Here is a 24,758-nt window from a genome sequence, read left to right on the forward strand (position 1 = left end):
GCCAGATCACTCCGTCCAGCCGACTGATCCGGGTGGACATGGACGTCGTGGAGAGCGGCGTGGTCCGCCGGGGTCCCAGCGGTGGCCTCCGCGCTGTGGGCACACCGGTGCGGCTCTGGGTCAGGGCAGCGCCGACGAGGACGACCAGAGCCCCGACCGGGGTGTTCCAGCTCAACCGCTCACCCAGCAGGGCGACGCCGGCCGCCGTGGCGATCACCGGGATGAAGTAGGTGACCATCTGGGCGGTCGTCGGCCCGACCTCCTGGACGAGGCCGTACTGGAGCAGCACCGCGAGCCCCGTGCCCAGGGCGCCGAGGGCGAGGACGCTGAGCGTCGGGAGCAGCGGGAAGCCGACGGGTGCCGAAGTGAACAACGGTGTCACAACGGCCAGTTGCAGCGTTCCCAGGAAGAGCTGGCTGCCCGTCAGGGACAGCGTGGAGGAGCCGGTCCCCGCCAGGGTGCGGCGGACGTAGATCCAGCCGACCGGGTAGCTGAGCGAGGCCAGCAGAGCCATGCCCGTGCCTGGCAGGTCCAGGCCCGAGAAGCCCTGCCAGGCGCCCAGCACCGTCAGGACACCGAGGAAGCCGACGCCGAGACCGGCGACGCGGCGACGGGTCGGACGGTCCTCGGACAGGGCGACCACGGAGAGGGCCATCCCCCACAGGGGCGAGGTCGCGTTGCAGACGCCGGCCAGAGTGGACGGGATGGTCAGCTCGGCGTACGAGAAGAGCGAGAACGGCAACGCGTTGAGGAAGAACGCGGCGACGGTGAGGTGCCCCCAGGTCCGGGCCGAGCGCGGCAGGCGCTCGCGGCGCATCCCCATGGCGGCGACCAGTACCGCCGTGCCGGCCAGCAGCCGGCCGAACGTCACCTGGAAGGGGGCGTAGCCCTCGGTCCCCACCTTGATCAGCAGGAAGCTGAACCCCCAGATGAGGGAGAGCGCCGCGAACCGAATCCGCCAGTCGACGGCCGGACGGCGGCCGGGTGGCGCGGGTGGAGAGGTGGCTGACGCCGCGGCGGTGACCGTCGGCTCACAGGGAGCGCTCATGGGCTCACTGTGGCGAACCTGACGTCTTAGAACAAGCGAGAGTTTCTGCATCTGAACACGTAGCATCGCTAATATGTTGAATCTTGAGCGACTTCGGACGCTGGACGCCCTCGCCCGGCACGGCTCGGTGAGCGGGGCCGCTTACGGGCTGCACGTCACGACGTCGGCGGTCTCACAGCAGATGGCCAAGCTGGAGCGTGAGGTCGGCCAGCGGCTGCTGGCCAGGAACGGCCGGGGGGTCCGCCTCACCGACGCGGGCCGACTGCTCGCGGATCATGCCGCGCGCATTCTGTCGCAGGTGGAGCTGGCCCAGTCCGACATCGAGGCGCAGCGGGGCGAGGTCGTCGGCGAGGTCAGGATCAGCGCCTTTCCCACCGCGGCCCGCGGGCTGTTCCCCGCGACCCTCACCGCCCTGCGCAGCGACCACCCGGACCTCCTCGTCCGCACCCGCGAGCTGGAGCCCGAGCAGGGGCTCCTCGCGGTGCTGCGGGGCGATGTCGACCTGGCCGTCGTGCTCGACTGGAGCAACAAGCGGCTGCCCGTCCCCGGCGGCCTGACCAAAGCCGAACTCCTCGACGACGCGCCGGACATCGCCATGCCGGCCGGGCACCCGCTGGCCGACCGCAGCGAGGTGGAGCTGGAGGACTTCGCCCACGACGCGTGGGTGTCCTGGCCCGAGGGCGAATTCTGTTACGAGTGGCTGATGTTCACGCTGCGTTCCCGGGGCATCGAGCCGCGCATCGCGCATCTGGCCGGCGAACACCACACGCAACTCGCCCTGATCGCCGCCGGTTTCGGTGTCTGCGTAGCCCCGAGGCTGGGGCGCGGGCCGATTCCCGACGGAGTGCGGCTGGTGCCTGTGCGGCAGACGATGCGGCGGCACGTGCATGCCGTCTGGCGCACGGACGCCGACCGCCGGCCCTCGCTCCGGGCGGCGGTGGCGGCGCTGCGGGCCGCGGGGGCGGGCGTGGCCGCCGCCGCGGGGTGAGCCGTGCGCCGGGGCGCGCCCAAAGCCGGGGGCGGTGTCGCGCTCAGGTCTGCGACCGGGTCCGCTCCTTCTCGGGCACCGCGTAGCCGGGCACGGAGGGCCAGCGAACGGTCAGCAGCACCGACTCCTCCTCCGCGTACCACGAGTGCGCGACCTCGCGTCCCCACACGACGTAGTCGCCCTGTTCCGCCAGCACCACGCTGCGGCCTGGGAAATCGACCCGGAAGCGGCCGCTGACGAGGACCAGCAGGGCCGTCCGTTCCTCGCCCTCGACCCACCGGGCTCGCTGGTCGCCGCGAGGGTGAACGCCCCATTTGATCTCGACAGCCTCGCTGTGGCGCGGGTCCTCCCGGTCCTTGAAGTGTCCGAGGAGCCACCCCCGGTCCGAAGGCGCGTCCTTGCCCGCGTTGCCCACGTACACGCTGTCATCCACGCCCGCCAACGCTAGCAGTGGCCTCCGAACGCACCGCAGCGCACGGGCGCCCGCCGGCCGGAGGCCCGCCGCGGCGCGGTGAGACTCCCGGCCGGGCGGCCGGCCCGGAGCCGCCGCCTCGGCCTGTCACTCCCGATCGTTCCGGGCGCCCCCGGGCGGCCCGGCGGGCTACGGTGCCGACCGTTGGACGACGGGCCGCCCGCACCTCGCCCGCTCACCGCGCGGCCGTCCCCCACGCGCCCGAAAGCTGCCCCAAGAAAGAGAGAGACAGCCCATGCGCGGCATGCACGCACTCCTGCTCGGCGGAGTTCTCACCCTCGCGTCCCTGGCCGCACCGCCCGGCGCTCCGGCCGCAGAGAACACCTCCCAGGCCGACGCCCGGACGGCCGCCGCCACCCAGAGCTTCCGTAATCAGGCCACGAACCGGTGCATGGACGACACCGACAGCGGCTTCCGCACGTGGAGTTGCAACGGCAGCCGTCCGCAGCTGTGGGACGTGAAGGTCTGGGGCGACGGAACGCGCCAGCTGCGCAACGTCAACACGGGGCGCTGCATCGAGGACAGCCACACCAACGGTTTCCGTACGGTCGGCTCGTGCAGCTCCGCCGCTGAACAGAGCTGGTGGGTCAAGGTCTGGGGCGATGGCACCGTCCGCTTCCAGAACCAGGTGACGCTTCGGTGCATCGACGACAGCTCCCTGGGCTTCCGCACCTTTCCGTGCAACGACCTGCCCTACCAGAGCTGGTTCTGACCCCGGCTCCACGCCGGCTCCCTCGCGGCCGACGCGCAGCCGGGGCGCCGGCGTGCGGTCGCCCTCGCCAACAGCGGCCGCCCATTCCGTCCGGCCGCGGCGCCCTCGGCCGCCCGCACGGTCTGCTGCCGCGGCCGGGGTGCGACGCTCATGGCCCGACGGCCCGCAGTCCGACGCGGTCTGCCCCGGATGGGGGCCGTCAGCGCCTAGGCAGGCGGTGCACGACGATCTCGCCGAGCACCCCGTTCGCAACCGTGCACGTCATGTACGTGCAGTACGGCTGCCGTCTGCGGTCCGTGGGAGAGCCCGGGTTCAGCAGACGCAGGCCGCCCGGCGCCTCGGTGTCCCAGGGGATGTGACTGTGGCCGAAGACCAGGACGTCCAGGTCCGGGTAGAGCGCCGCACACCGTGCCTCCCGCCCGCGTGACGCCCCCGTCTCGTGGACGACGCCGAACCGCAAGCCTCCCAGGCGGACACGGGCGACCTCCGGCAGCCGGGCGCGCAGCTCCGGGCCGTCGTTGTTTCCGTACACCGCCACCAGGCGTCGCGCACGTCCCTCCAACGTCTCCAGGGTGGCGAGGTCGACCCAGTCCCCGGCGTGGAGGACGACGTCCGCACGGTCCGCCGCGCGCAGCAGTTCCTCGGGGAGCCGCCTGGCACGCCGGGGCACATGGGTGTCCGAGACGAGCAACAGCCGCATGGGACGGCCTCCCGCCGCGGTCCGGGTACTCATGACTCCACCGTACGACCGGTACGCCGACACCGGGCGGAAGTGCCCCGGCACGTATGCCGGGGGCAGGCCGCCACCTCCCTGAGGCCCCATCGCCGCCGCACACCGGCACGGCCGACTCCGCGGCGCCCCAGGAGATGTACGAGGAATCCGGCGCTCGGCGGCGGCGCCGCACCTGGAGGGTGATGCGCGCCGGCACCCGGCCCCGGCGGCGGCCTCAGCCCGGACGACGGGGGAGGGGTATGCCCTGACGAGGGCCTGGGGCGGGCCACCGTGCGTCTGCCGAGGGTGCTGACGGTTCACGGCCGAGCGGGGAGGGGACTTGATGGCCGGGACCGGTCTGCGAGGGGGCTGGGCGGGCGACCCGGCCGCTCAGCCGGTTTCCGAAAGGAGGTCCGGATGGCCCGGCCAGGACGCGGCCGCCAAGTCCTGCTGTTCGGGTTCGTACAGCTCATCTGCGCGGCCTCCGCCGGAAATGCCGCCGCACGGCAGGCGGCCCGCGGGGGGTTTGTGTGTCATATCCGGCCAACCGGCGACTTCACCTCATCAGTCGGCGGCCCGGCGCTTCCGCTGGCGCTTTCCCCGGTGCCGGAGTCGGCGTCATGCGGGGCCCGGGGAACACCGCTGGCGGCTCCGTACCGTCCGCCGGCCCGCCTGGGCCGCCAGGAGTCTTGATAGGGCCCTGTTCACCTTTCTTTCTCCTGGCTACGTTACCTCCAGTAACAGATGCGGGCCTGTGTTCGACGGCGCGCCGCCCACCCCTGCCTCTGGAGGTTCACCATGACGCGTTCCCCAGCTCGTCGTCCTCGCCGCCGGCGCCCCTTCGGCGCGGCCGCCCTTGTCGCCGCGGGGCTGACCGCGGGCGCGCTGGCCGTCGCCCCCGGCCCGGCCGGCGCGAGCGAGATCCAGAAACAGGCGCGGGAAACCGCTCCGGAGGAGCTCAAGGAGGTGTTCTTCGTCGGCAACAACTGGGAGGGCACCGCCGACGTCATCGGCTCCCGGGGCGACTACGCCAAGATCGGCCGCATCGACATGATCCCCGACAAGAAGGAGCGCCTGTGGGAGATCTACCTGAACCCCGTCAAGCTCGCCTTCTTCCTCGGCATCCGGCTCGGCCCGGGTGAGGGTCACGACCAGTACGTCGACGACATGTACACCACGAAGGACGGCAAGTCCGTGGTCGCCTCCCGGCCGAGCTTCGCCGACGTGGTCTCCATCGATGTGGAGAGCGGCAGGATCAACTGGCGTTTCCCGGTGTCCGGTTTCCGCTCCGACCACATGGCGGTCTCCCCCGACGGCGCCCAGGTCGCCGTGTCCTCCTCGACCTCCAACACCGTGCACGTGCTGGACATGGCGACGGGCGAGGAGGCGGGTGCGTTCAGGACGGGCGACAAGCCGCACGAGAACGTCTACACCGACGGCGGCAAGTACCTCTGGAACATGGCCATCGGCGAGGTCAACACCGATCTGGACGCGCCCTGGCAGGACTTCACCAAGGGCGACCGCCGCATCACCGTCGCCGACGCGAAGACCTTCCAGGTCAAGAGGATCATCGACATGCGCGAGCGGCTCGACGCCTTCGGCCGCGAGGACCTGTCCGACGCCCTGCGCCCCGTCGCCTTCACGCCCGACGAGTCGAAGATGTACTTCCAGGTCTCCTTCTTCAACGGCTTCGTCGAGTACGACGTGCACACGGACACGATCACCCGAGTGAAGACGCTGCCGAAGAACCCGGACACCAGCGACGAGCGCACCACCTACGTCAACGACTCCCGCCATCACGGCATGTCCATGAGCCCCCAGGGCGACAAGCTCTGCATCGCCGGGACCATGGACGACTACGTCACCGTCGTGAACCGCGAGACGCTGCAGGAGGGCCCCCTCGTCACCGCCTCCAAGCCGTACTGGGCCACCGTCAGCGGAGACGGCAAGCACTGTGTGGTGTCCGAGAGCGGCACGGACCAGGTGACGGCGATCGACTTCGCCACCGGCCGGAAGGTGGTCTCCATCCCCGTCGGCGACCACCCGCAACGGGTCCGTCTCGGCCACGTCCCCACGGACTGGACCGGCCCCACCACCGGCTGAGACGCGCCGGGCCCCGCGCCTCGGGCCGCTGTGACCCGAACCCGCCCGCACCGCGTCCGGCGGTACGGGCGGGCTGTGTTCATCCGCCCGCTCCCCACCCGGATCGTGAAGCACGCCGGATGGTGCTCGTGCCCAGGGCAGTCGTCCCCTGCGGCTGTCAGGGGACGGCGGCGGTAGTCCTCGTTCCGGGGCCTGTGCCGGTCAGCTTTGTCGGGCTGACGCCGGTGCAGCGGACGACATGGGGGGGGCACGGCGTTGGCGCGCCCGAGCGCGCCATGGAGAGCCAGTCCGAGGCCCTGGAGCACGACGCCCCGCCGACGATCCCTCGGTGCTCACTTCGTGCCGGAGGCCGGCAGCAAGGGGCGCGGCACCACGGATGGTCTGCCGGGGCGCGCGGGCGACCTGCTCGTCGGCCCACTTCTCTCCCCGCGTTCCCCGAGCCTTCGATTACTCCCGGATTGTTCCCAGGGCGCAGACGGCCCGCACCGGTGGCGGGAGGCGCGATGCCGCAAAGGAGTCGGCAGCGTCCAGCACGTCCCACCCTTGCCCGGCTCTGTCACGAAGGAGCAGTCACCCGGATGGGGCGGGGATCGCGCGGGTTTCCGCTGACTTCGCACGTCGAGTGCGCGGCGATTCAGGAACCGGTCACAAAGGACGCTTGACCGGTGGAGACGTGGGAGCGACCGTCGTCTTCGGCCCGGCATGAGGATGCGCATCGCTGTGAAGGCGCTGGAACTCCTCCGCCACGTCTTCCAACCACGTCAACTCGTCCCAGAAGTTCTCTCCTGTCTGCGCCGTGCTGAGTTTGCCGCTGCCGGTGGTGTCCGCGCCGCGCCTCTTGCCGCGTATGGCCAGCGCGAGGGCCGAGGCCTCGCGCAGGACCTCGGGCCGCGCATCTCGCGCCGGGCCCGCGCACAGTATCTTCTCCAAGGCGTCGACGCAGGGCGCGCGTGCGTAGGGCTGCAAGGCCCGCTGCCCGTCCCGGATCTCGATGACGATTCGGTAGAGCCGGGTCTGGAGATCCCGGGTCCACACCCGAGGTCTGGTCGGCCTGGCCTCGAAGAGCGCGATGCCGGGGTTGGCCTGGCAGAGCGCGAACCACAAGGGGTGCAGTCGGCGGCAGGAGCGGAACAGGCGCATTCTGCTGTCGACCCCCTTGCCCCAGCGCGGCAGGGTGTAGCCCACCCCGAGGGCCAGGGAGCCGACACTGGCCATGAGGGGGCTCCAGAGGACGGCGGCCTGGTCGAACGCGGTCGTGCCGGACCATCGGCCCACGAGGCCGAGCAGTTTGCCGATGATGAATCCCAGGACGAACCAGCTGCCGACTGCCGTGATGCGGAGCACTTCGGAGAGCCAGGGCCGGCTGATGACTTTCGACGAAGGCCAGGTGTGCCGGGCGGTGTTGACGAGGCTGAAGGCGTACGTGGTCAGGAACACCAGGGAGTACGCGCTCGCGGAGGCGACAGACGCGAAGTGGATCTCGAAATCGAGGGGGTGCGGCTCGGGCAGCGGGGAGGCGAAGAACAAGGCGATCATCGCGAGAACGGCGAGCAGGTAGAAGCAGGCGACGAGCGACGCGCTGGACCTCACGGCCCGCGGGTGCTTGAACCAGCCGTAGACCATGACGTGCGTGAACAGCGCTCCCAGGATGATGCACACATAGGCGATCAAGGTAGCCAGATTGGGGATGCCGGAAAGGTTCCCGATGGCGATGTAGCTGACCGGCGCAAGCATCAAGTAGGCCATGCCGTTGAGTAGGCGGCCTGCGCACAGCGCGAAGAGCGACAGGTTTCTTCGGTCTCTTCTCAGGTCGCGCCATTTGTACCCGAAGGCAGTGAAACAGATGGCTGCGGACAGCAAGTGCGTCACGCTGAACACGCGGAGAAGGACTTCGGTCATGCATGTTCCTCGGGCCCCGGGCGCAGTGAGCGTTCCAGGCGTTCCACCAGCTCTCGTTCGTCTTCCGGCACAGAGGATGCCTCGATGGTCCACTCACTGGTCCGGCGCAGAAGCTGAGTGGCGAAGTATTCGGCCGCGAACTCTTCGGGCTGGCTGTAGAGCGTGCGCCCGAGCATGTGCTTGACCAGGGTCGGATCAATGCTTTCCGGAACATTCGGGGTCACTGCGTCGGTGCTGGCGGCGGACGAGTGCCCCCACAATAGATGTCCCAGCTCATGGGCAATTATGTGAGTTTGGTGAGGAACCGAAGTGTGTGTCTCGTAGAAGATGTAGTCGACCGGCGCTGTGGAGACCAGGAGGCCCACGGGGCCACCGTGCGGAAAAGCCAGGGGAGCCAGGCAAATAGGGCGGTTGCGGCGTTCCGCTACTTGTCGGCACAACTCTTCGGCCCGCAGTGGCGCTCTCAGGTCGAGGCTTCTAATCAGTTCTGCACACCGCTTTCGCATTGAGCGCCGCATCATGGCCCATCCCTTCGCCTCTGCCGCACACCGGCCCTCCCATCATGTGACACGAAGTCACGCAGCGAAAGATCCAAGCGGAGAGCCGGAGGGTTGTGATTCAGCCAGTTATCGACTCAGGAAAGTCCGGTTCTCCGTGCGTAGAGCAGGGCTTGGGTGCGGTCGGTCACGTGGATCTTGGCGTAGATGCCGCTGAGGTGGTTCTTCACCGTCTTCTCTGATATTTCCAGAGTTCGGGCTATGAGCCTGTTGCTCAGGCCGCGCGACAGTAACGCCAGCACCCCCTTCTCCCGGGGCGTCAGCGGCGTCGAGCGGACCGCCGCGTCCCCGCGGCCGGCCTGGAGCGGGGCGCCGGGCACCGAGCGTGGATCGGCCACGCCTGCCTGGAGGGCGTAGAGGGTAGCTTGGGTGCGGTCGGTCACGTGGATCTTGGCGTAGATGCCGCTGAGATGGTTCTTCACCGTCTTCTCTGATATCTCCAGAGTTCGAGCAATACGCCTGTTGGTCAGGCCGCGCGACAGCAGGCGTAAGACGATCGCTTCGCGTTCGGTCAGGCCGGTAAATCGAACTTTGTGTCCGGATATCTCCGCAGCGCTCGACTCGCCCATCTGCTTTCCTCGTCTCCTCTGAGTGCCCGTGAAGTGGAACGTGCAGCGGGGAGAAGGGGTTTCAAAGGGCCACCCGCTTCGGTGCACGCGCGTCTGGCAAATGCAGTGCGAGTTACTGGAGATCGACAGAAGTCGCCGCCCCGGAGAAAGTGGGAGGCGGGTGTAGAGGCATCCACTGATATGCGGTAGCCTCTACCGAACAGCTTAGAAAGTGTTTGGTCGACCTCTTATCGAGCGTACGGCGAGTCATTGAAGCCGTCAACTCCCATGGTCGAGTGCTAAGTTGATCTTTCTCCGGGTTGTCACACGGGAAGCCTTGAAAGGTGGGGCATATGGGGGCAAGCAGGCCCAACGCGCTGGCGGAGAGATTGAACCACCTGTTTGAGACGGTCCATCCTCGTGGTCGTGGCCCTTACAGCAATGAGGAGGTGGCGCGCGCGATCCGGGAGCAGGGCGGCGACATCTCGAAGCAGTACATCGCCTATCTCCGGAAGGGTGAGAGGGAGAACCCGCGAGTGCACCATTTGGAGGCACTTGCCCGATTCTTCGGTGTCCAGGTCTCCTACTTCCTCGACAGTGAATCCGCGGAACGCACCAAAGAGAAGCTCGCAGAGCTCGCGGTCTGGCGGGACACCGGACTCACCGGTGAGGATCTGCGCAAGCTTGAGAAGGCGGGCATCACCCGAGTGGCCATGCGTGCGGTGGGGCTGTCTCCGAAGGGGCTGGAATTCGCGGAGGCCATGCTGGACCAGCTGCGGGAATTGGAAGGGCTGCGTTCGCAGGAGAACGCCTCGGACGACGAGGCGTGATGGGGACGCACATGACGGGGTCCGCGACCTCCGCCCGTTCCGCCCGGCACGGCCGGACGCGGACGTGCGGCGCGGCCTGCGCCGGGCACGGGCGGGACGCGCGACGTTCGTTCCTCGGTCTGACGCACTCGGTCTGACGCACTCGGCCTGCCGGGCGGCGGCCGGGCCGTCCGGCGGAGCTCCGGGCGTCTCAGGGAACCGTGATCACCTGGGCCGAGTAGCCGAGCCCCGAGCCGAACCCCACGGTCAGGGCGAGGCCGCCGCGCCGGACCTGACCCGTTGACACCAGATGATCCATCGCGAGCGGCACGGACGCGGCCGAGGTGTTGCCGTCCTCCCGGACCGTGCGCGCCACCGCCACAGAGGCGGGCAGCTTCATGTTCTTGACCACGGCGTCGATGATGCGGCCATTGGCCTGGTGGGGCACGAACGCCTCGATGTCTCCGCCGGTCACTCCTGCCGCTTCCATGGCACGGGAGCACACCTCACCGACGGCCCCTATCGCCCACCGGAAGACTTCGGGGCCCGCCATCTCCAGGTAGGGCCACGGCGTGGATGCTCCGCCCTGGAGGTCCGCGAACGAGGCGGGTTGCTGAATGGCTCGTATATGGCCTGTCGCGGTGCCCCACACGACCTGGCCGATGCCCGGTTCGGCGGAGCGCCCCACGAGTACGGCGCCCGCGCCGTCGCCGAAGATGAAAGCGGTGGACCGGTCCCGTGGATCGACGATGTCACTCATGCGCTCGGCGCCGATGACCATCACGTGCTCCGCCTGGCCCGCCACCACGAGGCTGCCGGCCAGCGCCAGCCCATGGGAGAAGCCGGCGCACGCCGCGCCGAGGTCGAAGGCCGCCGCACCGTCCGCGCCCAGCTCGGCGACACAGGCCGCGGCTGCGGGGGGAGCCTGATGGAGGTAGGACATCGTCGCGAGGATCACGCAGTCCACGTCGGCGGGGGGCAGGCCCGCCGCGCTGAGTGCCTTCTCCGCGGCCCTGGCTCCCATGAAGGGAATCGATTCCTCGGGAGTCGCGAAACGGCGAGCAGTAATTCCCGACCGCGACTCGATCCACTCGGCGTCCGAATCAATGAGTCGACAGATTTCCGCGTTGTCCACGACGCGACTGGGCCGGTAGGAGCCCAATCCGAGAGGGCTGGCGAAAAATCGGTGTGCGGGTTGTAGCCTTGCTGCCATCGGTCACATCATCCCCATCGCTGGATAGTTGCACCCTCAGCGCCTCTCATGAGACATGTTGAGGATACCGACTGCATTGCATTCGACCACTGGGACGTTTGGCCCATGTGCTGGTGCTGATTCTCCGCAAACGGAAGCGCCACGGGAGCCGTTCGGGGAGTTCTTCGTGTGCCGAACTGCCCGTGTACGAAGGGCCATTGCGTCCCGAGCGAGGGTGCGGTAGGAATAGATCTGCATCGCCGTCCCGACCGAGGAGTCAAGGTGACAGAGGCCGTTACCCCTGGAATTCACACAGTTGAGCTCCAGTGGAAGGATCAAGGCGCATTATTTGCCGCACAGTCCGGTGCGTCGGGGCTCGATTATCTTCGTGGGTTGATCACGGGCGAAGTCGTGGCGCCTCCCGTCGCCCAGGTGCTCGGTATCTCCGTCGCCAAAGTGGACCCAGGTACGGTGCAGTTCACCATGCCGGTCAAGAACTTCTTCACCAACCATCTGGGGTTTCTCGCCGGCGGTATCCTGTCCACTGTCATCGACTCCGCCCTGGGCTGCGCGATTCTCTCCGCGATTCCGGACGACAAGGACATCGTCACGCTCGACCTGAGCGTCGACTTCCTCAGGCCGGTCTCCGAGGCCTCCGGCCTGATCACCGTGGACGCCGAGGTCGTCCACCTGGGGCGCTCCCGCGGTCTGGCCGCCTGCCGTGCCGTGGACTCGGCCGGCAAACTGTGTGCCGTCGGCAAGAGCAGCTGCATGGTGCGGGACAAGCCGAACGCGTCGGCCAACGGCCACGCGCCCGCGGCGGAGGCCTCCCGGTGAGCCCGGAACAGTCCGGCGACCGCCCGGTCACCGCGGCGGCCGGCCTCACGGTCGGCCAGACCTTCCATGCCGAACGCGCCATCACGAAGGAAGACATCGCCGCCTTCGCCGAACTCGCCGGAGACCGGGGCCGGCACCATCTGCCGGCGGAGGGCGCGGTGATGGCCCACGGGCTGCTGACCGCCTCGCTGGCCACCAGGATCGGTGGTGAACTCCACTTCATCGCCCGGCGCATGGGTTGGGAGTTCCTCAAACCGGTGTGGGCGGGAGACACCATCTCCGCCACCGTGACCATCACGGCACTGAGCGAGGTCCGCTCCGGCACGGGAGTGGAGTTCGACATCGAGATCGCCAACCAGACCGGCACGGTCGTACTGCGCGGCGACAGCTCCGGTGTGATCCGCGCCTGATCCCGGGACCGGTCTCCCCCCGCCTCCAGCAGCAGGCTGAGGTCCAGCGCCGGGGTGCTGTGTGTCAGCGCCCCGACCGGAGCCGCCGACCGCACCGGGAACTCCGCGGCGGCCCGCGCGTGCCGCGCCGTGAGCGTGGCGATCCCGGACATCCGCTGAAGGAAGTCCAGCGCGGTGCGCTCCCCGGTGACGAGGCTTCTGGCAGGCCCTTCCGCAGTGAACAGCACATCCCCCGTGCCGACGCGCGTCCCGTCGCCAGCCTGTGACGCCGTCTCCACCGCGGGGTCGATCGCGGTGAAGACCTCCATGGCGACGGGCAGCCCCGCGACGACTCCCGGCTGCGTGGTGAAGACGGCGGCCTCCGCACAGCCCCTCCTCGGGCACACTCCAGCGGGCGGCGATGTCGTCGACCGCGGTGTCCCCGGCGAGCGCGGTCTCGACCGCCCGCCTCACCGCGGCCGGATCGAGCATCGTCATGACTTCCTTTCCGTTGCGTCGGACGGGCCGGCCGGTGGCCCATGGCGCGGGTCGCCCGGAGCTGTACGAGAACCCGGGCGATGCCCCACCACAACGCGCCCGAGGCCGGCTCCGCGACCACCCGGCCGTGCCACGTGAGACCGTCCCGCGAGCGTGCGAGCGGCGCGGCGCCTCTGTGCCGTGCGTGAGCACGGCCCGGAACGAACTCCGAACGGCCCGACAGCGCCATCGCGCCCAGCGCGGCGCCCGGGCACGCGCCGCTGAACCCGGCACCGCGAACAGCCAGGGACGTGACCCTCACGCCGAGGCCAGGGGCAGACCCCTCACGCACGCGGTGGCCCGGTCGGCTCGGCGTCCGGGCCCGTGGCCCCCGCGGCGAGCCTGGCCGGCAGGCGTGGAACGCGACCGCGACCAGGCAGTCCCAGGCCCGGCGGACCGCTCGTCCCGCACGGCCTCTCTCACCGAACCGGGACGCCCGGACGCAGCTCCGCGAGCACCTCCTCCGGAGTGGTACGCAGATACGCCGGAGGCCGGGGGCCCACCTGGCACAGCGCCGTCACCAGGCCCTCCCCGTACGACAGGAACACGCGCAGGTCGGGTGCGCCCGGGACGGCCGAGCGCACCCAGAGCCGTCCTTCCCGACAGCGCCACAACCGATGGTCACGCAGCGAACGGGAGGCTCCCCGGCAGGCCTTCAACGCGGCTTCCTTGCAGCTCACCAGCGCGGTGGCCCGGACGCCCGGGGACAGACCGCCGACCACGTGCGGCTGTTCGCCGTGGCCCAGCAGCCGGGGCAGCAAGATCTCGTTGCGCGGGTCGAGGGGTTCGACGTCGACGCCGAGCGCTCCGTCGCGGCCCCCCCGGGTGACCGCGCACACGGTGAGCGCCCCGGTGTGCGCGAGGGAGACCGTCACGGCGGCGGGCCCCGCCACCAGACACGGGGCTCCGCGCCGGTCCGGCAGGATCTCGACCCCGGACTCGGACTCTCCTGACATGCGCCGCACCGCCAGCTTGGCGGTGAGCCGGGTGCGGACCCACTCCGTGCGTCGTGGCCCCTCCAGCGAGGCGGCGTACGCCCGCTCCCGGCCGCCGAGCAGCTCCTCTGGCCCGGGCAGCGCCCCCCAGTCGCAGCTCACCACCAGGGACGCCGGCGGGACCCCTGAGGTCATCGCACGCGCCGGATGGCCTGCACGAAGTCGCCGAGCTCGCCCACAGTGGGCTCGCCCGGTGTGTCGACGAAGCCATTGACCAGCCGGACCACGGAGTCGTACGCCTCCGTGTGGTCGTAGGCGGTGGAGTCCGCGACCCGCAGGGACCACCGCCAGTACCCCTTCATGGTGTCCGCGAGCGGCATCCGGAACGTGGCGATGACGTCCTTGAGACCGGGCACCGACGCAGCTCCGTCGCGCGCCACATAGGCGCCGACGAGGTTGCTGTAGAAGGCGAAGTGGCGTGCCTCGTCCCGCGCCAGCCTGCCCAGCAGGTCCTTCAGGAACGGCTCGCTGACCGTTTCCCTGAACCGCTGGTAGAAGAGCTGTGTCGCCTTCTCCTGGATCAGCGTGTACGTGAAGGACTGCACCGGGTGCTGATAGGGCAGGGTGAACGTCTTGCGCCCCTCCTCGGCCAGGTCGGCCAGCAGTTCCTCGCGCGTGGCCATGCCCGTGTCGACCTGATAGCGCGCGAGCGCCGAGGCGTGCCGTTCCTCGTCGCCGGCCCAGGCGACCAGGAAGCGGAAGTACTCGCGGTTGAAGCCGAACCGCTCCAGCTCCATCTCGGCTGCGGCCACCGGGAAGGCTTCGAGGAAGTGCGAGAGATAGCCCGGAATATGGTCCTCGACGAAGGTGATGAAGCGTACGGCGGACCGGTCGACCTCGGTGAGCCGCTCGGGCCGCAGCGCGGACCAGTCCAGATCGTTGAGGGTCCAGGCTCGCTCGCCCGCCCGCGTCACCGCGTGGTCCACCAGCTCGAACATCTGGGGGACGGGCAGGAGGTCCGCGGGCGTCGACGTGTCCGCCGCCCCGGTGCGTGTGGGGGCGCTCACCGGACGGTCCTGGGTCCGAGCCGGGACTTGACCGCGGTGAGGGCGTAGTGCTTCGAGGTGTACCCCCAGCCGGCGTTCGCCGTGCGCAGGTACTCCACCAGGGGAGCCGTCATGCCCGGAGCCGCGGCCTCGATGCGGTCGCTGTTGGCCAGGGCCCGCCGCTCCCACTCCTCGATGGTGCGGTGGTAGTGGGCGGTGAGGTCGTCCAGCGTCTCCAGACTGAAGCCCGCGGACTCGGTGGCGCCGATCAGCTGGGAGAAGGGCACCATGTCAGCGAACCCGAAGATGCGCTCGGTGACGTGCTTGGTGCCGGGCCGGTTGGCGAACTCCTGATAGACCTCCTCGTTCCTGAAGCAGCTCTCGGAGACGTAGAGCCGCCCCTCCCGGCGCAGCGCCCGGTAGGTCTTGCGCAGCGCGTCGACACGGTCGGGCATGTGGATGATGGAGCCCAGCATGGTCGCCGCGTCGTACCGGCCCTCCACCTCCATGTCCGAATAGGAACCGATCCGGATGGAGACGCGGCCGGTCAGCCCGGCACGGGCCGCTTGCTCCCGGACGTACTCCGCCTGGGGGGCGGAGGGGGTGACGGCCGTCACCTCGCACCCGTACTCCTGGGCCATGAACAGGGTCAGGCTGCCCCAGCCGCAGCCGATGTCGAGGAGGCACTCGCCGCCGCGCAGGCCGAGCCGTTCGGCGACGAAGTGCAGCTTGGCGGTCTGCGCCTCTTCCAGGGTCTGCTGCGGGTCGCGGTACAGCGCGGAGCTGTACTTGACGCGTGCGTCGAGGAAGGCCGTGAAGACCTCGGGGGGCAGTTCGTAGTGCTGATTGGTCGCGCGCCTGGCCTCGTCCGGCGGGAGGGCGAAGTCGCCGTCCCGGCCGGTGTGCAGCAGGGCGGTCTCCGTGGGGACCTCGGTCGTCATCTCAGGCCACGTCCCGGTGCTGGGCGAGGATGAGGTCGGTGAGGTCCTGGGCGGTGCGCACCGCGAAGATGTCCTCGTCCTCCAGCTCGACGTCGTAGAGGCGCTCGATCTGGGCGACGACCCGCAGCAGCCGTACGGAGTCGGAGCCGGGCAGTTGCTTGAGGACGGTGTCCGGCTCGATCTCGCCCACGGCGATGCCGAGTTCCTTACTGGTCTGTCCTCGCACCTCGTCGAGTACCGCGGCGGCGTCGAGAGCGGAGAGCTGGTGGTCGGCGGACTGAGTCATGGTCATCCAATCGAGTGGTCGAAGTAGTGGGCGAGCCGGTCCCGGTCGGCGCCGACCAGGCCCATGTGCCCCGTCGCCTGTTCCGAGCTGATCGGCTGGTAGGCGGAGCTCGCCATGACGTGGTGTTCGCCGTCCGACGAGAGGACGTCGGCCTCCGCGTGGACGACCCCGGCCCCCTCGCGCACGACTCGGGCGACGGCCCGGTAGGGCGTGCCCGTGCGCAGGGGTCGCAGGAATTTGGTGCGCAGGGTCACGGAGAACGCCAGCAGACCGCGGTCCAGGGCGATCAGGTCGCCCATCAGCTCGTCGACCAGCACGCTGACTATCCCGCCGTGCACCACACCGGGATAGGACGCGTAGTCGTCGGCGAAGGTGACGTCGGTGGCGAGGCCGCCGTCGTCGGTCCGGTACATCTTCAGGGCGAGACCGATCTTGTTCCGCGGCGAGCAGCCGAAGCACCGGAAGCGGGGCTCGTCGATCCAGGGAAGCTCGACCGGGGTGGCCTCGGCCGTCATCAGGCGCCGGCCGGGGCGGGCGGCAGCGACGCCAGCATCCTGCGGATGTCACGCAGCTTGGTGATGGACTCGCCGGTGAGTTCGGTGAGCGTGCTGAAGAGCTGGCGGTGGATGCGGTCCCACTCGGTGCCGTCGTCGACCTCGCCGAAGTAGCGGAACACCTCGTCGATGGTGACGTGGCCGTCGAGCTCGGGGAGGTTGCCCTTGAACTTGCTCACCGGGTGCTGGTAGCGCCCGTCGGGGTCGGCCATGTAGACGTAGAACGTCTCCAGTACCGAGGCCAGTTCGTGCGGGTGGGTGACCAGTCGCCGGGCCGTGTAGTGGATGAACTCCCGTGCGTGGCGGGCTTCGTCGCCGCTCGCCCGCTTCATCAGCTTGGCGATCACCGGTTCTTCGGCCACCCGGCTCACGCATTTGTACATGTGGTTGGTGGCTATCTCGGAGATGATGTTCGTGGCGAGGGTCGCCGAGGGCGTGATGCCCGGCGGGTAGGGCGCCCGCATCGCGTTGATCTGTTCGTATCCGACGTCCTCGCCGGCCAGCCGCAGCCACTTCTTGAAGGCCAGGTGGTGCTGGAGCTCCTGGTAGCCCCACAGGCATACGAAGGCCGAGAAGTCGTAGTCGTCCTCGAACTCGTTGAAGAAGCCGTGCTGGGCCGCGATGGAATTGGACTCGCCCATGACGGCGCCCATCGCGAAGGCGATGTACTCGGGGCGTACGAGGTCGGGCCTGAACTCGTCCCAGGGGATGTCGCTCAACTCCCAGGAGGCGTTCTGGTAGACGGGGAACACGTCGTAGCTGTGCAGCGGTTCCGTCGTGAGGTCTCGGGCCGCTTGGAGCTTGTGCGGAGTGGTCATCAGGGTGCCCTCTGTTCCTGTTCGGTCGGCTTCAGTCAGCGGACGGGGACGATCCGGCGGAGGCCAGCTCGGAGAGTCGCTCGCGGGTCAGGGAGCGCTGCCACTTTCCACTGGTGGTACGGGTGATCCAGCGCGGCTTGACGAGATGCACGCGTACGTCGGAGAAGTCCATCTCCTGTTCGACGCGGGCGGCGATGTCCCCGGCCAGGTCGGCGGCGGCGCTCTTGGGGTCGGCCTCGACCACCACGCGCACCACTTCACCGCCGTTCGGCTCCGTGTCGGAGAACGCCACGCAGCGCTTTCGGTAGACACCCGGCATCTCGCGGGCGATGGCCTCGATGTCGTCGGGGAAGAAGTTCTGGCCCCGGACGATGACCATCTCCTTGCGCCGTCCGGTGACGAACAGATTCTCCTCGTACTGGAACCCGACGTCCCCGGTGCGCAGCCAGCGGCCGTCGAAGGCGGCCGCGGTGGCCTGCGGGTCGTTGTAGTACCCGGAGGTCACCGGGGGCCCGGCGATCTGGATCTCGCCCAGCTCGCCCGGCACGCAGACCCGGCCGTCCTCGCCGACGAGCCGGATCTCGATGCCGTGCACGGCGCGGCCGAGGCCCACCACGTCCTTGGCGCCTCGGGTGCCGCGCGGCACGACCACCGCCTTGCGTCCCGAGGCCAGTTCGGCCCGGTCGACCGACAGGACGCGGACGGGGCTGCCCGGCTCGGGGAAGGTGATCCCCAAAGTGGCTTCCGCCATGCCGTAGACCGGGTACATCACGGTGTCGCGGAGTCCGGCGGGCGCCAGCGCGGTGGTGAACCGCTCCGTGCTCGCGGCGCTCACCGGTTCCGCGCCGTTGAAGGCCAGCCGCCAGGCGGAGAGGTCGAGCTCCCTGATGAGCTCGGGTGGAGCCGCGTCGAGGATCTGGTCGTACGAGAAGTTCGGCCCCGTGATGACCGTGCCCCGGTGCTCGGCGAAGTACTTGAGCAGCACGGCGGGCCGGCGCAGGAAGGCCGTGGGAGTGAAGACGTGGACGTCGGCGCCGTTGAGCAGGTGAGAGAAGAGGCCCACGAGCCCCATGTCGTGGAAGGTGGGCACCCACTGCATGAAGACGTCGTCGGGGCTGAAGGCGCCGGACACCACACAGGCCCGCAGCCCGGCGGCCATGGACCGCTGGCTGAGCTGTACGCCCTTGGGCGCGCTGGTGCTGCCCGAGGTGAACTGCACGACGGACAGGGCGTCCGGGTCCACCGGGGGCAGCGCGCGGGCGCTGCCGGAGCGGGAGGTGGCCGGGTCGATCAGCACCAGCCCCGGGTTCTGCTCCTTGAGGAGGGAGCCCAGGTCGGCGTAGGCCGGGCCGAGCACCAGGTGGCGGATGCCCGCGACCTGGAGAATCCTGCTCAGCCTCCGCGCGGTGGCCCGCTCGTCGCCGAACCCTGCGGGCAGCGGGAGGACGCTGCACGCGGCTCCGGTGCGCTGCACGCCGAAGAAGAGGGTCAGGAACCTCGCGTCGGTGGGCACCAGGAGACCGACGATCGAGCCGGGGCCCACGCCGTGGTCCTGGAGCCCCAGCGCGCAGCTCAGGGTGGCCTCGGCCAGCTCGCCGGCGGTGATCCGCTCGTCGCTGCCGGGGAAGACCGCTGCCGCAGCCGGTGACGCCTGTGTGTGGTGCAGGAAGTTCTCGGTGAGCGTGTCACCGGACAACAGAGGACTGCGCACGGGAGATCTCCTTTCCTGGTTCACCCGTCGGCCTGGGCTCAGCTGCTGTGGACGAGATCCACCCGCAGCTCGCTCAGACCGCGGAAGTTGACGTGGGGCCGCCAGAGGACCTCCTCGGTGGTGAGCGAGATCCGGCTGTACCGGTCGAGCAACTCGTGGAAGACCAGGCGCCCTTCGACCTTGCCGAGCATGGTGCCGATGCAGAAGTGCGGGCCGCCGCCGAACGACAGCGGCTTGATGTCGTCCCGGCGCACGTCCAGCCGGTCGGCGTGGGCGTACCGCCTCGGATCGCGGTTGGCGGCACCGAGCAGGAGCATGAGCTTGGAACCCGCGGGAATGGTCCTGCCGCCCACCTCCAGGTCGGCGGTGGCGATGCGCGCGACCAGCTGCACGGGCGCGTCGTACCGGACGAACTCCTCGATGGCGTTGTCGATCAGTTCGGGGTGGTCCCGCAGGATCTGGAGCTGGTCGGGGTTCCTGAGCAGCGCCAGCATGCCGTTGCCGATCAGGTTGACCGTGGTCTCGTGCCCCGCGTTGAACAGGAGCAGGACGTTGGCGACGATCTCGTCGTCGGACAGGCGCTCCCCGTCGACCTCGGCGAAGGCCAACCGGGACAGGATGTCGTCCTGGGGGTCGCTGCGCCGCTTGGCCAGGTGCTCGGTGATGTACGCGCGGAACTCCACCAGAGCGGTGTTCATGCGCTGCTGGGTCTGCTCGCTCAGCGCGGGGTCGACCACGTGGCCTATCGCCTCGGTCCACTGACGGCACTGGTCGCGGTCCTCGACCGGCAGTCCCACGAGGCCGCAGATGACGGTCACCGGGAGGGGGAGTGCGAGCGAGTCGATGAGGTCGATTCCTTCGCCCGAACCGAGGTCGGCCAGGATGCGTTCGAGGATCTCCTCGATCTTCGGGACCATCTGCTGAATCGACCGGGCACTGAATACCGGGTTGACGATTCCGCGAATACGGCGATGGGCGGCGCCGTCCAGCATGAGCATCCACATCCGGGTGTCGCTGACCACCGGACTTTCCCAGCCACCGCGGTGCTCGGCCCATTTCGGGTCACGATGGAACTCGCTGGTCAGGCGGTTGTCCCGGAGAAGAGCCGCGGTCTCCTTGTAGCCGGAAACCGCCCAGAAGCCGTACGGCGTCAGGTGCACCGGCTCGGTTTCCCTCAGTCGGGCATAGAAGGGATAGGGGTCACTGCGCATCCCAGGATCACGGGGATTGTAGAGAATCTCCTGCTGTACTGCGTCCATGGCGGGTCAGCCTCGCAGGATTCCCGGTTGCCGATCAATAGGACCAACGTCCCATGCGTCGAGAGGTGTTGTTCAGGAGATTCTGGGTTGTACTTGCAGAGGAAAATCGCTCGACGCAGGCACAGGGCTCGGCGCCGGCGCGGGGCTCGGTGCGGCACCCGCACAGGCGCCGTCGCGCAGAGGCGCTTCGCACGTGATCCGCTCGACCGAGAGAAACGGAGTCCGTGGCATGGCGGAAAGCCGATCGGCCTTCCGGGCCGTGGTGCCGGGCGACAGGACAGCACGGGACCGCCTGCACCGCACATGCGGAGAGGCGACCCGGCGCCACCGTTTCCGGACCGGAGGCCCCGGCCTGGCCGAGGGTCGTCTGGACACCGCGTGGAGCGACTGCGCAGGCGCCACCAGCACCCTGGGGCTAGACGGCCCTTCAGGCCGGCGGGCCATCGTGCCGGTCGGCACGGCCCTCGTCTCGCCCGGTGCGGCGGAGCTGGGCATGGCGGTGGAGGACGGCTCGCAGCGCCGGGGCATCGGCCGGCTGCTCGTACGCCGACCGGCCGGCGCCGGCGCGGCGCGAGGTGCGAGGGAGCCACGGGAACAGCGCTTTCGGACGGCGGTCGATGATCCCATGACCGGTGGCTCCCCCCGCTGGGGCCGCACCGCGCCATCGGCCGAACGGCCCCTTGTTCCGGAAGGGCGCCGTTCAGACCTTCTCAGGGCTGAGCGCCGGCGGGTCTTCTCGGCCGTGGCGCACACGTGCACGGTTCGGGCCGCCGGCCCTGCCCGAAAACAATGCCTGGCACCGCAGTTCACGAGGCCGACCACTGGAGCCCCCGTTGACCACAGGGATTGATGATCCCCGCCCGACCTCAAGAGCGGCCGCGGGTCCAGCCTGCGACGACACCGTATTCGACGTCATAGGTGTGGGTTTCGGCCCCTCCAACATCGCCCTGGCGCTAGCGCTCGGAGAGAGTCCCGGACCTGCGCCCACCGCGCATTTCTTCGAGAAGCAGCCGCGATTCTCATGGCACCCCGGGATGCTCCTGCCGGAGGCGACCATGCAGGTCCATTTCCTCAAAGACCTGGTCACTTTGCGTGATCCGTCCAGCAGGTTCTCGTTCCTCAATTACCTGCGCGAACAGGGCCGTCTCGTCGACTTCGTCAATCACAAGATGATCTTCCCCAGCAGGGTGGAGTTCCACGACTATTTCCGGTGGTGCGCGAGCGCGTGCGCGGACAAGGTCACCTACGGGTGCGAAGTGCTGTCGGTCGAACCGGTCGGCGGGGCGGGGGACGGCCGGCTCCTGGACGTGCACCTCCGCCAGACCGACGAACTGGGCTCCCGTACCCTGCGGCGTCGCACCCGGAACGTGGTGATCGCCCCCGGGCTGCGCAGGCGGCTGCCGGACGGTGTGACCGAATCCGACCGGGTGTGGCACAGCAGCGGACTGCTTCAGCGCCTCGACGGCCTGCCGCCGGGGGGCGGAGGTCTGCGGTTCGCCGTGGTCGGAGCGGGCCAGAGCGCCGCCGAGGTGACCGCCCACCTGCACGACCGCTTCGACGGCGCCCGGGTGCGCGCGGTCTTCACGCCCTACGGATACGCTCCGGCGGACGACTCGCCCTTCGCCAACCGCATCTTCGACCCGGCCGCCGTCGACTACTTCTTCGAAGCCCCGCCCGCAGCCCGCAGGATGCTCCTCGAACGCCACAGGAACACCAACTACGCGGTCGTCGACCAGGAGTTGATCGAGGACCTGTACGCCACCTGGTACCAGGAGAAGGTCCGGGGCGAGCAGCGACTGCTGATCGAGAACGCCACTCGGCTCCTGGAATGCGACGAGTCGCAGGACACCGTGCGCCTCACACTGGAATCCCTGATCACCAGTGAGAAGACAGAGGTGGAGTGCGACTACCTCGTCTGCGCCACGGGATACCACCCGGCGGCCCCGGACGAACTGCTGCGACCGGATCTGCGTCGACTGTGCCGCAAGGACTCCCTCGGGCAGCCGCGGGCAGGGCGCGACTACCGGCTGGAGATGGTCGACGGCGTCGAGTGGGGCATCTACGTGCAGGGCTCCACCGAGGACACGCACGGGCTCACCTCGACCCTGCTGTCCATGACCGCCGTCCGGGCGGGCGAGATCGCCGACGCGCTGCGCGACCGCCTGCGTCGCGCCTCCTGACCTCGCGGGCCGAATCGATTCTGTGCCAGGCAGGGAGTACTCACCGTGTACGTTCCACCGCAGTACCAAGGGGACCCGGAGTCGGCTCTGGCGGTGGTGCGGGCCCATCCGCTCGCCACGCTGACCACGAACGCGGACCCGGCGCCGCACGCCACGCACCTGCCCATCGTGATACCGGCCGACACCGACCTCCTCCTCTCGGACGGGCCCCGGGACCTGCGAGGACGCCGGCTGATCGGGCACCTGAACCGAGCGAATCCCCACTGGGCGGCCCTCGCCGGAGGCACGGACGGGACTCCCGCGCTGGCGATCTTCAGCGGGCCCGGCAGCTACCTGTCCCCGACGGTCTACCAGCGCGTCCCGGCCGCGCCCACCTGGAACTTCGTGTCCGTGCACCTACGAGGCACCCTGCGCGTGCTGCCGCAGGGGCAGGAGACTCTTGACGTGGTGCGGCGGACCGTCGAGGAGCTCGAAGGACGGTTCGGCCTCGGGTGGGACATGACGGACTCGCTCGACTACTTCCGGCGGATCGTGCCCGCTGTGGGGGCCTTCGAGCTGCATGTGGAGCAGGTGGACGGCATGTTCAAACTCAGCCAGGAACAGCCCGAAGAGGTGCGGGGCAGAGCGGTCCGGCACTTCGCCCCCGGTTCGAGGGGCGCCCACCCGGAACTGTCCTGCTGGATGGCACGAGCCGCAGCAGGAGACATACGCACCCACAAAGGAGAGCGATGAGGAACGAGTCCTACGACGTCGTGGTGGTCGGCCTGGGGGGCGTCGGCAGCGCTGCCGCTCGGTCGCTCGCCGTCTCGGGCCAGCGGGTTCTGGGACTCGAACGCTTCGGTCCCGCGCACAACCTCGGTGCCAGCCACGGGGAGTCCCGCGGGGTGTGGCAGGCGTACTTCATGGGGCCCGGGTACGTGCCCCTGCTGCGCCGTGCGCGCACGCTGTGGAGCGAGCTGGAGGAGGAGAGCGGCGAACGGCTGTTCCACCAGACGGGCGGCATGTGCCTGGGGCCCGCCGAAGGCGAACTGATCCCGGCCGCGCGGGCCAGCGCCGAGCAGTGCGGACTGCCCCACGAGTACTGGACGGCGGACCAGGTCCACGCCCACTACCCGCAGTTCACCCCCGCCGACGACTGCGTGGCCGTCTACGACCCGGAGTCCGGATACGTCCAGCCGGAGCAGACCGTACGGGTCCAGCAGTCCCTCGCCGGGAAGCACGGCGCCGAGCTGCACTTCGACGAGCAGGTCCTGGAGATCGCCGAGACCTCCGGAGGGGTCAGGGTACGGACCGACCGGACGACGTACCACGCCGAGCGCGTAGTGGTGTCGGCAGGCTGCTGGGCTCCCGGTCTGCTCCCCGGGATGGCACTCCCCATCAGCGTGTTGCGCAAGGTGATGCTCTGGTTCCAACCCGAGGGAGAGATGGCGGACTTCCTGCCCGGCCGCTTCCCGTACTGGATCTGGGAGGGGGACGGGATGATCGGATACGGGCACCCGGCTGCCAACGGAACGCACGGCGGGGTGAAGGCGGGAGTGCACAGCGGCGGCACCCCGGCCGATCCCGACTCCGTCGAGCGGTTCGTCGACCAGCAGGAGGTCCAGGAGATTCAGTCCTTCCTGCGCGACCGCATCCCCGGACTCGGCAGGGGCCGCTACCGCCAGAGCGCCGTGTGCCTCTACGACAACACCCCCGACCAGGCCTTCCTGATCGGCCCGGCGTCCGACGAGAGCCGCATCCTGCTCGCGGCCGGCACGTCGGGACATGCGTTCAAGTTCCTGCCGGCCATCGGAGAGGCCCTCGCCGAGCTCGTCACGGACGGCAGGGCCCAGCAGGACCTGTCACTCTTCGCCCCCGGGCGCTTCACCCCCTGAGGCCGGGAGGGTGATGGTCAGTCGTGCGACGTGTTCGACCGGGCGGCGGCGAAACGGAGCTCGGTGACGCCCCATCGCCGCGAGGACGCCGGGCGGTGTTCGCCGGCTCCGCGGTCGAGGCGATGTGATCGTGGTCTTCCTGCCGAGGACGCGGCCTCACGCGCCGCCAACCCGGCGCGTGAGGCTCGTGGGGTGCTCCGGCCTCGGCCGCCTGGCCTGCGGCCGGAGGGCGACGACGTGTTTCGCCGGGGCGACGTGCTGGCATGCCGCTTCCCGTGCGTCGCCCTCGGGTGCGAAGCGGCTGCGCGGCCTGTTCGGCGTGGCCCGCTCATGCTTGTGCTCCTGGCGCGG

General features: G+C 69.5%; 24 protein-coding genes and 1 pseudogene. 9 read left to right on the forward strand and 16 right to left on the reverse strand.

The annotated features are described in order from the left end of the window. A partial coding sequence (locus V9U70_RS11870; RefSeq protein ID WP_336674576.1) for a DMT family transporter occupies positions 1 to 1,048 on the reverse strand: 1,048 nt, incomplete at its 3' end. 73 nt (positions 1,049 to 1,121) lie between these two features. Between V9U70_RS11870 and V9U70_RS11875 the strand changes: the two genes are divergently transcribed. Beyond that, complete coding sequence (locus tag V9U70_RS11875; protein ID WP_336674578.1) at positions 1,122 to 2,036, forward strand: LysR family transcriptional regulator; 915 nt, start codon at positions 1,122 to 1,124, stop codon at positions 2,034 to 2,036. A gap of 43 nt (positions 2,037 to 2,079) precedes the next feature. Here V9U70_RS11875 and V9U70_RS11880 read toward each other — a convergent pair whose 3' ends face one another. Next, the gene (locus tag V9U70_RS11880; RefSeq protein WP_336674580.1) at positions 2,080 to 2,469 is read right to left on the reverse strand and encodes a cupin domain-containing protein; all 390 of its coding nucleotides are present in this window, start codon (positions 2,467 to 2,469) and stop codon (positions 2,080 to 2,082) included. Between the two features lie 274 nt (positions 2,470 to 2,743). On the opposite strand from V9U70_RS11880, the gene V9U70_RS11885 reads away from it, so the two are divergent. Then, positions 2,744 to 3,220 carry an RICIN domain-containing protein gene (locus tag V9U70_RS11885; protein WP_336674582.1) on the forward strand — a complete coding sequence of 159 codons (477 nt, stop codon included), beginning with the start codon at positions 2,744 to 2,746 and terminating at the stop codon, positions 3,218 to 3,220. Positions 3,221 to 3,419: 199 nt separating this feature from the next. Here the strand turns inward: V9U70_RS11885 and V9U70_RS11890 are convergent, their stop codons facing one another. After that, positions 3,420 to 3,920: a metallophosphoesterase family protein gene (locus V9U70_RS11890; RefSeq protein ID WP_336674966.1), complete on the reverse strand. Its 501-nt coding sequence runs from the start codon at positions 3,918 to 3,920 to the stop codon at positions 3,420 to 3,422. An 810-nt stretch (positions 3,921 to 4,730) separates the two neighbouring features. On the opposite strand from V9U70_RS11890, the gene V9U70_RS11895 reads away from it, so the two are divergent. Further along, positions 4,731 to 6,035, forward strand: a complete 1,305-nt coding sequence (locus V9U70_RS11895) for a YncE family protein (protein WP_336674584.1) — start codon at positions 4,731 to 4,733, stop codon at positions 6,033 to 6,035. Between the two features lie 645 nt (positions 6,036 to 6,680). Here V9U70_RS11895 and V9U70_RS11900 read toward each other — a convergent pair. The 3 genes from V9U70_RS11900 to V9U70_RS11910 form a co-directional block, all read right to left on the reverse strand. Then, positions 6,681 to 7,934: an MAB_1171c family putative transporter gene (locus tag V9U70_RS11900; protein ID WP_336674586.1), complete on the reverse strand. Its 1,254-nt coding sequence runs from the start codon at positions 7,932 to 7,934 to the stop codon at positions 6,681 to 6,683. After that, positions 7,931 to 8,299: an ImmA/IrrE family metallo-endopeptidase gene (locus tag V9U70_RS11905; protein WP_336674588.1), complete on the reverse strand. Its 369-nt coding sequence runs from the start codon at positions 8,297 to 8,299 to the stop codon at positions 7,931 to 7,933. The genes V9U70_RS11900 and V9U70_RS11905 overlap by 4 nt, the downstream gene beginning before the upstream one ends. Positions 8,300 to 8,568: 269 nt before the next feature. Further along, positions 8,569 to 9,060: a response regulator transcription factor gene (locus tag V9U70_RS11910; RefSeq protein WP_336674590.1), complete on the reverse strand. Its 492-nt coding sequence runs from the start codon at positions 9,058 to 9,060 to the stop codon at positions 8,569 to 8,571. A gap of 332 nt (positions 9,061 to 9,392) precedes the next feature. Here V9U70_RS11910 and V9U70_RS11915 point away from each other — a divergent pair, with 332 nt between their 5' ends. Next, positions 9,393 to 9,869 carry a helix-turn-helix domain-containing protein gene (locus V9U70_RS11915; protein ID WP_336674592.1) on the forward strand — a complete coding sequence of 159 codons (477 nt, stop codon included), beginning with the start codon at positions 9,393 to 9,395 and terminating at the stop codon, positions 9,867 to 9,869. Positions 9,870 to 10,059: 190 nt separating this feature from the next. Here the strand turns inward: V9U70_RS11915 and V9U70_RS11920 are convergent, their stop codons facing one another. Then, positions 10,060 to 11,061, reverse strand: coding sequence for a beta-ketoacyl-ACP synthase 3 (locus V9U70_RS11920; RefSeq protein ID WP_336674593.1), 1,002 nt, complete (start codon positions 11,059 to 11,061; stop codon positions 10,060 to 10,062). A gap of 372 nt (positions 11,062 to 11,433) precedes the next feature. Here V9U70_RS11920 and V9U70_RS11925 point away from each other — a divergent pair, with 372 nt between their 5' ends. Further along, entirely contained in the window at positions 11,434 to 11,877 is a 444-nt protein-coding gene (locus V9U70_RS11925; RefSeq protein WP_336674594.1) for a PaaI family thioesterase, read from the forward strand. After that, a complete protein-coding gene (locus tag V9U70_RS11930; protein WP_336674596.1) occupies positions 11,874 to 12,287 on the forward strand; it encodes a hotdog family protein in 414 nt (137 codons plus the stop codon). The genes V9U70_RS11925 and V9U70_RS11930 overlap by 4 nt, the downstream gene beginning before the upstream one ends. Positions 12,288 to 12,445: 158 nt before the next feature. Here the strand turns inward: V9U70_RS11930 and V9U70_RS30560 are convergent. The 9 genes and pseudogenes from V9U70_RS30560 to V9U70_RS11970 all read right to left on the reverse strand — a co-directional run. Beyond that, positions 12,446 to 12,673: pseudogene (locus V9U70_RS30560) on the reverse strand (carboxylating nicotinate-nucleotide diphosphorylase); the annotation flags it as partial. A gap of 549 nt (positions 12,674 to 13,222) precedes the next feature. Next, positions 13,223 to 13,933 (reverse strand): 4'-phosphopantetheinyl transferase family protein, encoded by a 711-nt coding sequence (locus tag V9U70_RS11935; protein WP_336674597.1) that lies wholly within the window; start codon positions 13,931 to 13,933, stop codon positions 13,223 to 13,225. Continuing rightward, the gene (locus tag V9U70_RS11940) at positions 13,930 to 14,805 is read right to left on the reverse strand and encodes an acyl-ACP desaturase (RefSeq protein WP_336674599.1); all 876 of its coding nucleotides are present in this window, start codon (positions 14,803 to 14,805) and stop codon (positions 13,930 to 13,932) included. Before V9U70_RS11940 ends, V9U70_RS11935 begins: the two co-directional genes overlap by 4 nt. Further along, positions 14,802 to 15,725, reverse strand: coding sequence for an SAM-dependent methyltransferase (locus tag V9U70_RS11945; RefSeq protein WP_336674601.1), 924 nt, complete (start codon positions 15,723 to 15,725; stop codon positions 14,802 to 14,804). The genes V9U70_RS11940 and V9U70_RS11945 overlap by 4 nt, the downstream gene beginning before the upstream one ends. Position 15,726: 1 nt before the next feature. Next, positions 15,727 to 16,017, reverse strand: coding sequence for an acyl carrier protein (locus V9U70_RS11950; RefSeq protein WP_336674603.1), 291 nt, complete (start codon positions 16,015 to 16,017; stop codon positions 15,727 to 15,729). Next, positions 16,014 to 16,526 (reverse strand): PaaI family thioesterase, encoded by a 513-nt coding sequence (locus V9U70_RS11955; RefSeq protein WP_336674605.1) that lies wholly within the window; start codon positions 16,524 to 16,526, stop codon positions 16,014 to 16,016. The genes V9U70_RS11950 and V9U70_RS11955 overlap by 4 nt, the downstream gene beginning before the upstream one ends. Continuing rightward, entirely contained in the window at positions 16,526 to 17,383 is an 858-nt protein-coding gene (locus tag V9U70_RS11960; protein WP_336674607.1) for a ferritin-like domain-containing protein, read from the reverse strand. Before V9U70_RS11960 ends, V9U70_RS11955 begins: the two co-directional genes overlap by 1 nt. Positions 17,384 to 17,414: 31 nt before the next feature. Continuing rightward, the gene (locus V9U70_RS11965; RefSeq protein WP_336674609.1) at positions 17,415 to 19,094 is read right to left on the reverse strand and encodes an AMP-binding protein; all 1,680 of its coding nucleotides are present in this window, start codon (positions 19,092 to 19,094) and stop codon (positions 17,415 to 17,417) included. Positions 19,095 to 19,132: 38 nt separating this feature from the next. Beyond that, on the reverse strand, positions 19,133 to 20,353 hold the full coding sequence (locus V9U70_RS11970) for a cytochrome P450 (RefSeq protein ID WP_336674611.1): 1,221 nt from the start codon (positions 20,351 to 20,353) through the stop codon (positions 19,133 to 19,135). 833 nt (positions 20,354 to 21,186) lie between these two features. Between V9U70_RS11970 and V9U70_RS11975 the strand changes: the two genes are divergently transcribed. Genes V9U70_RS11975 through solA form a run of 3 tightly spaced genes read left to right on the forward strand, consistent with a single transcriptional unit; the run spans position 21,187 to position 24,407 of the window. Further along, positions 21,187 to 22,533, forward strand: a complete 1,347-nt coding sequence (locus V9U70_RS11975) for a lysine N(6)-hydroxylase/L-ornithine N(5)-oxygenase family protein (protein ID WP_419723967.1) — start codon at positions 21,187 to 21,189, stop codon at positions 22,531 to 22,533. Between the two features lie 45 nt (positions 22,534 to 22,578). Beyond that, positions 22,579 to 23,265: an FMN-binding negative transcriptional regulator gene (locus V9U70_RS11980; protein ID WP_336674613.1), complete on the forward strand. Its 687-nt coding sequence runs from the start codon at positions 22,579 to 22,581 to the stop codon at positions 23,263 to 23,265. Beyond that, on the forward strand, positions 23,262 to 24,407 hold the full coding sequence (gene solA / locus V9U70_RS11985; protein WP_336674615.1) for an N-methyl-L-tryptophan oxidase: 1,146 nt from the start codon (positions 23,262 to 23,264) through the stop codon (positions 24,405 to 24,407). Before V9U70_RS11980 ends, solA begins: the two co-directional genes overlap by 4 nt. Positions 24,408 to 24,758 lie beyond the last annotated feature (351 nt).

Origin of the sequence: Streptomyces pratensis (assembly GCF_037137275.1) — a bacterium.
In the GTDB taxonomy this organism is placed as follows: domain Bacteria; phylum Actinomycetota; class Actinomycetes; order Streptomycetales; family Streptomycetaceae; genus Streptomyces; species Streptomyces pratensis_B.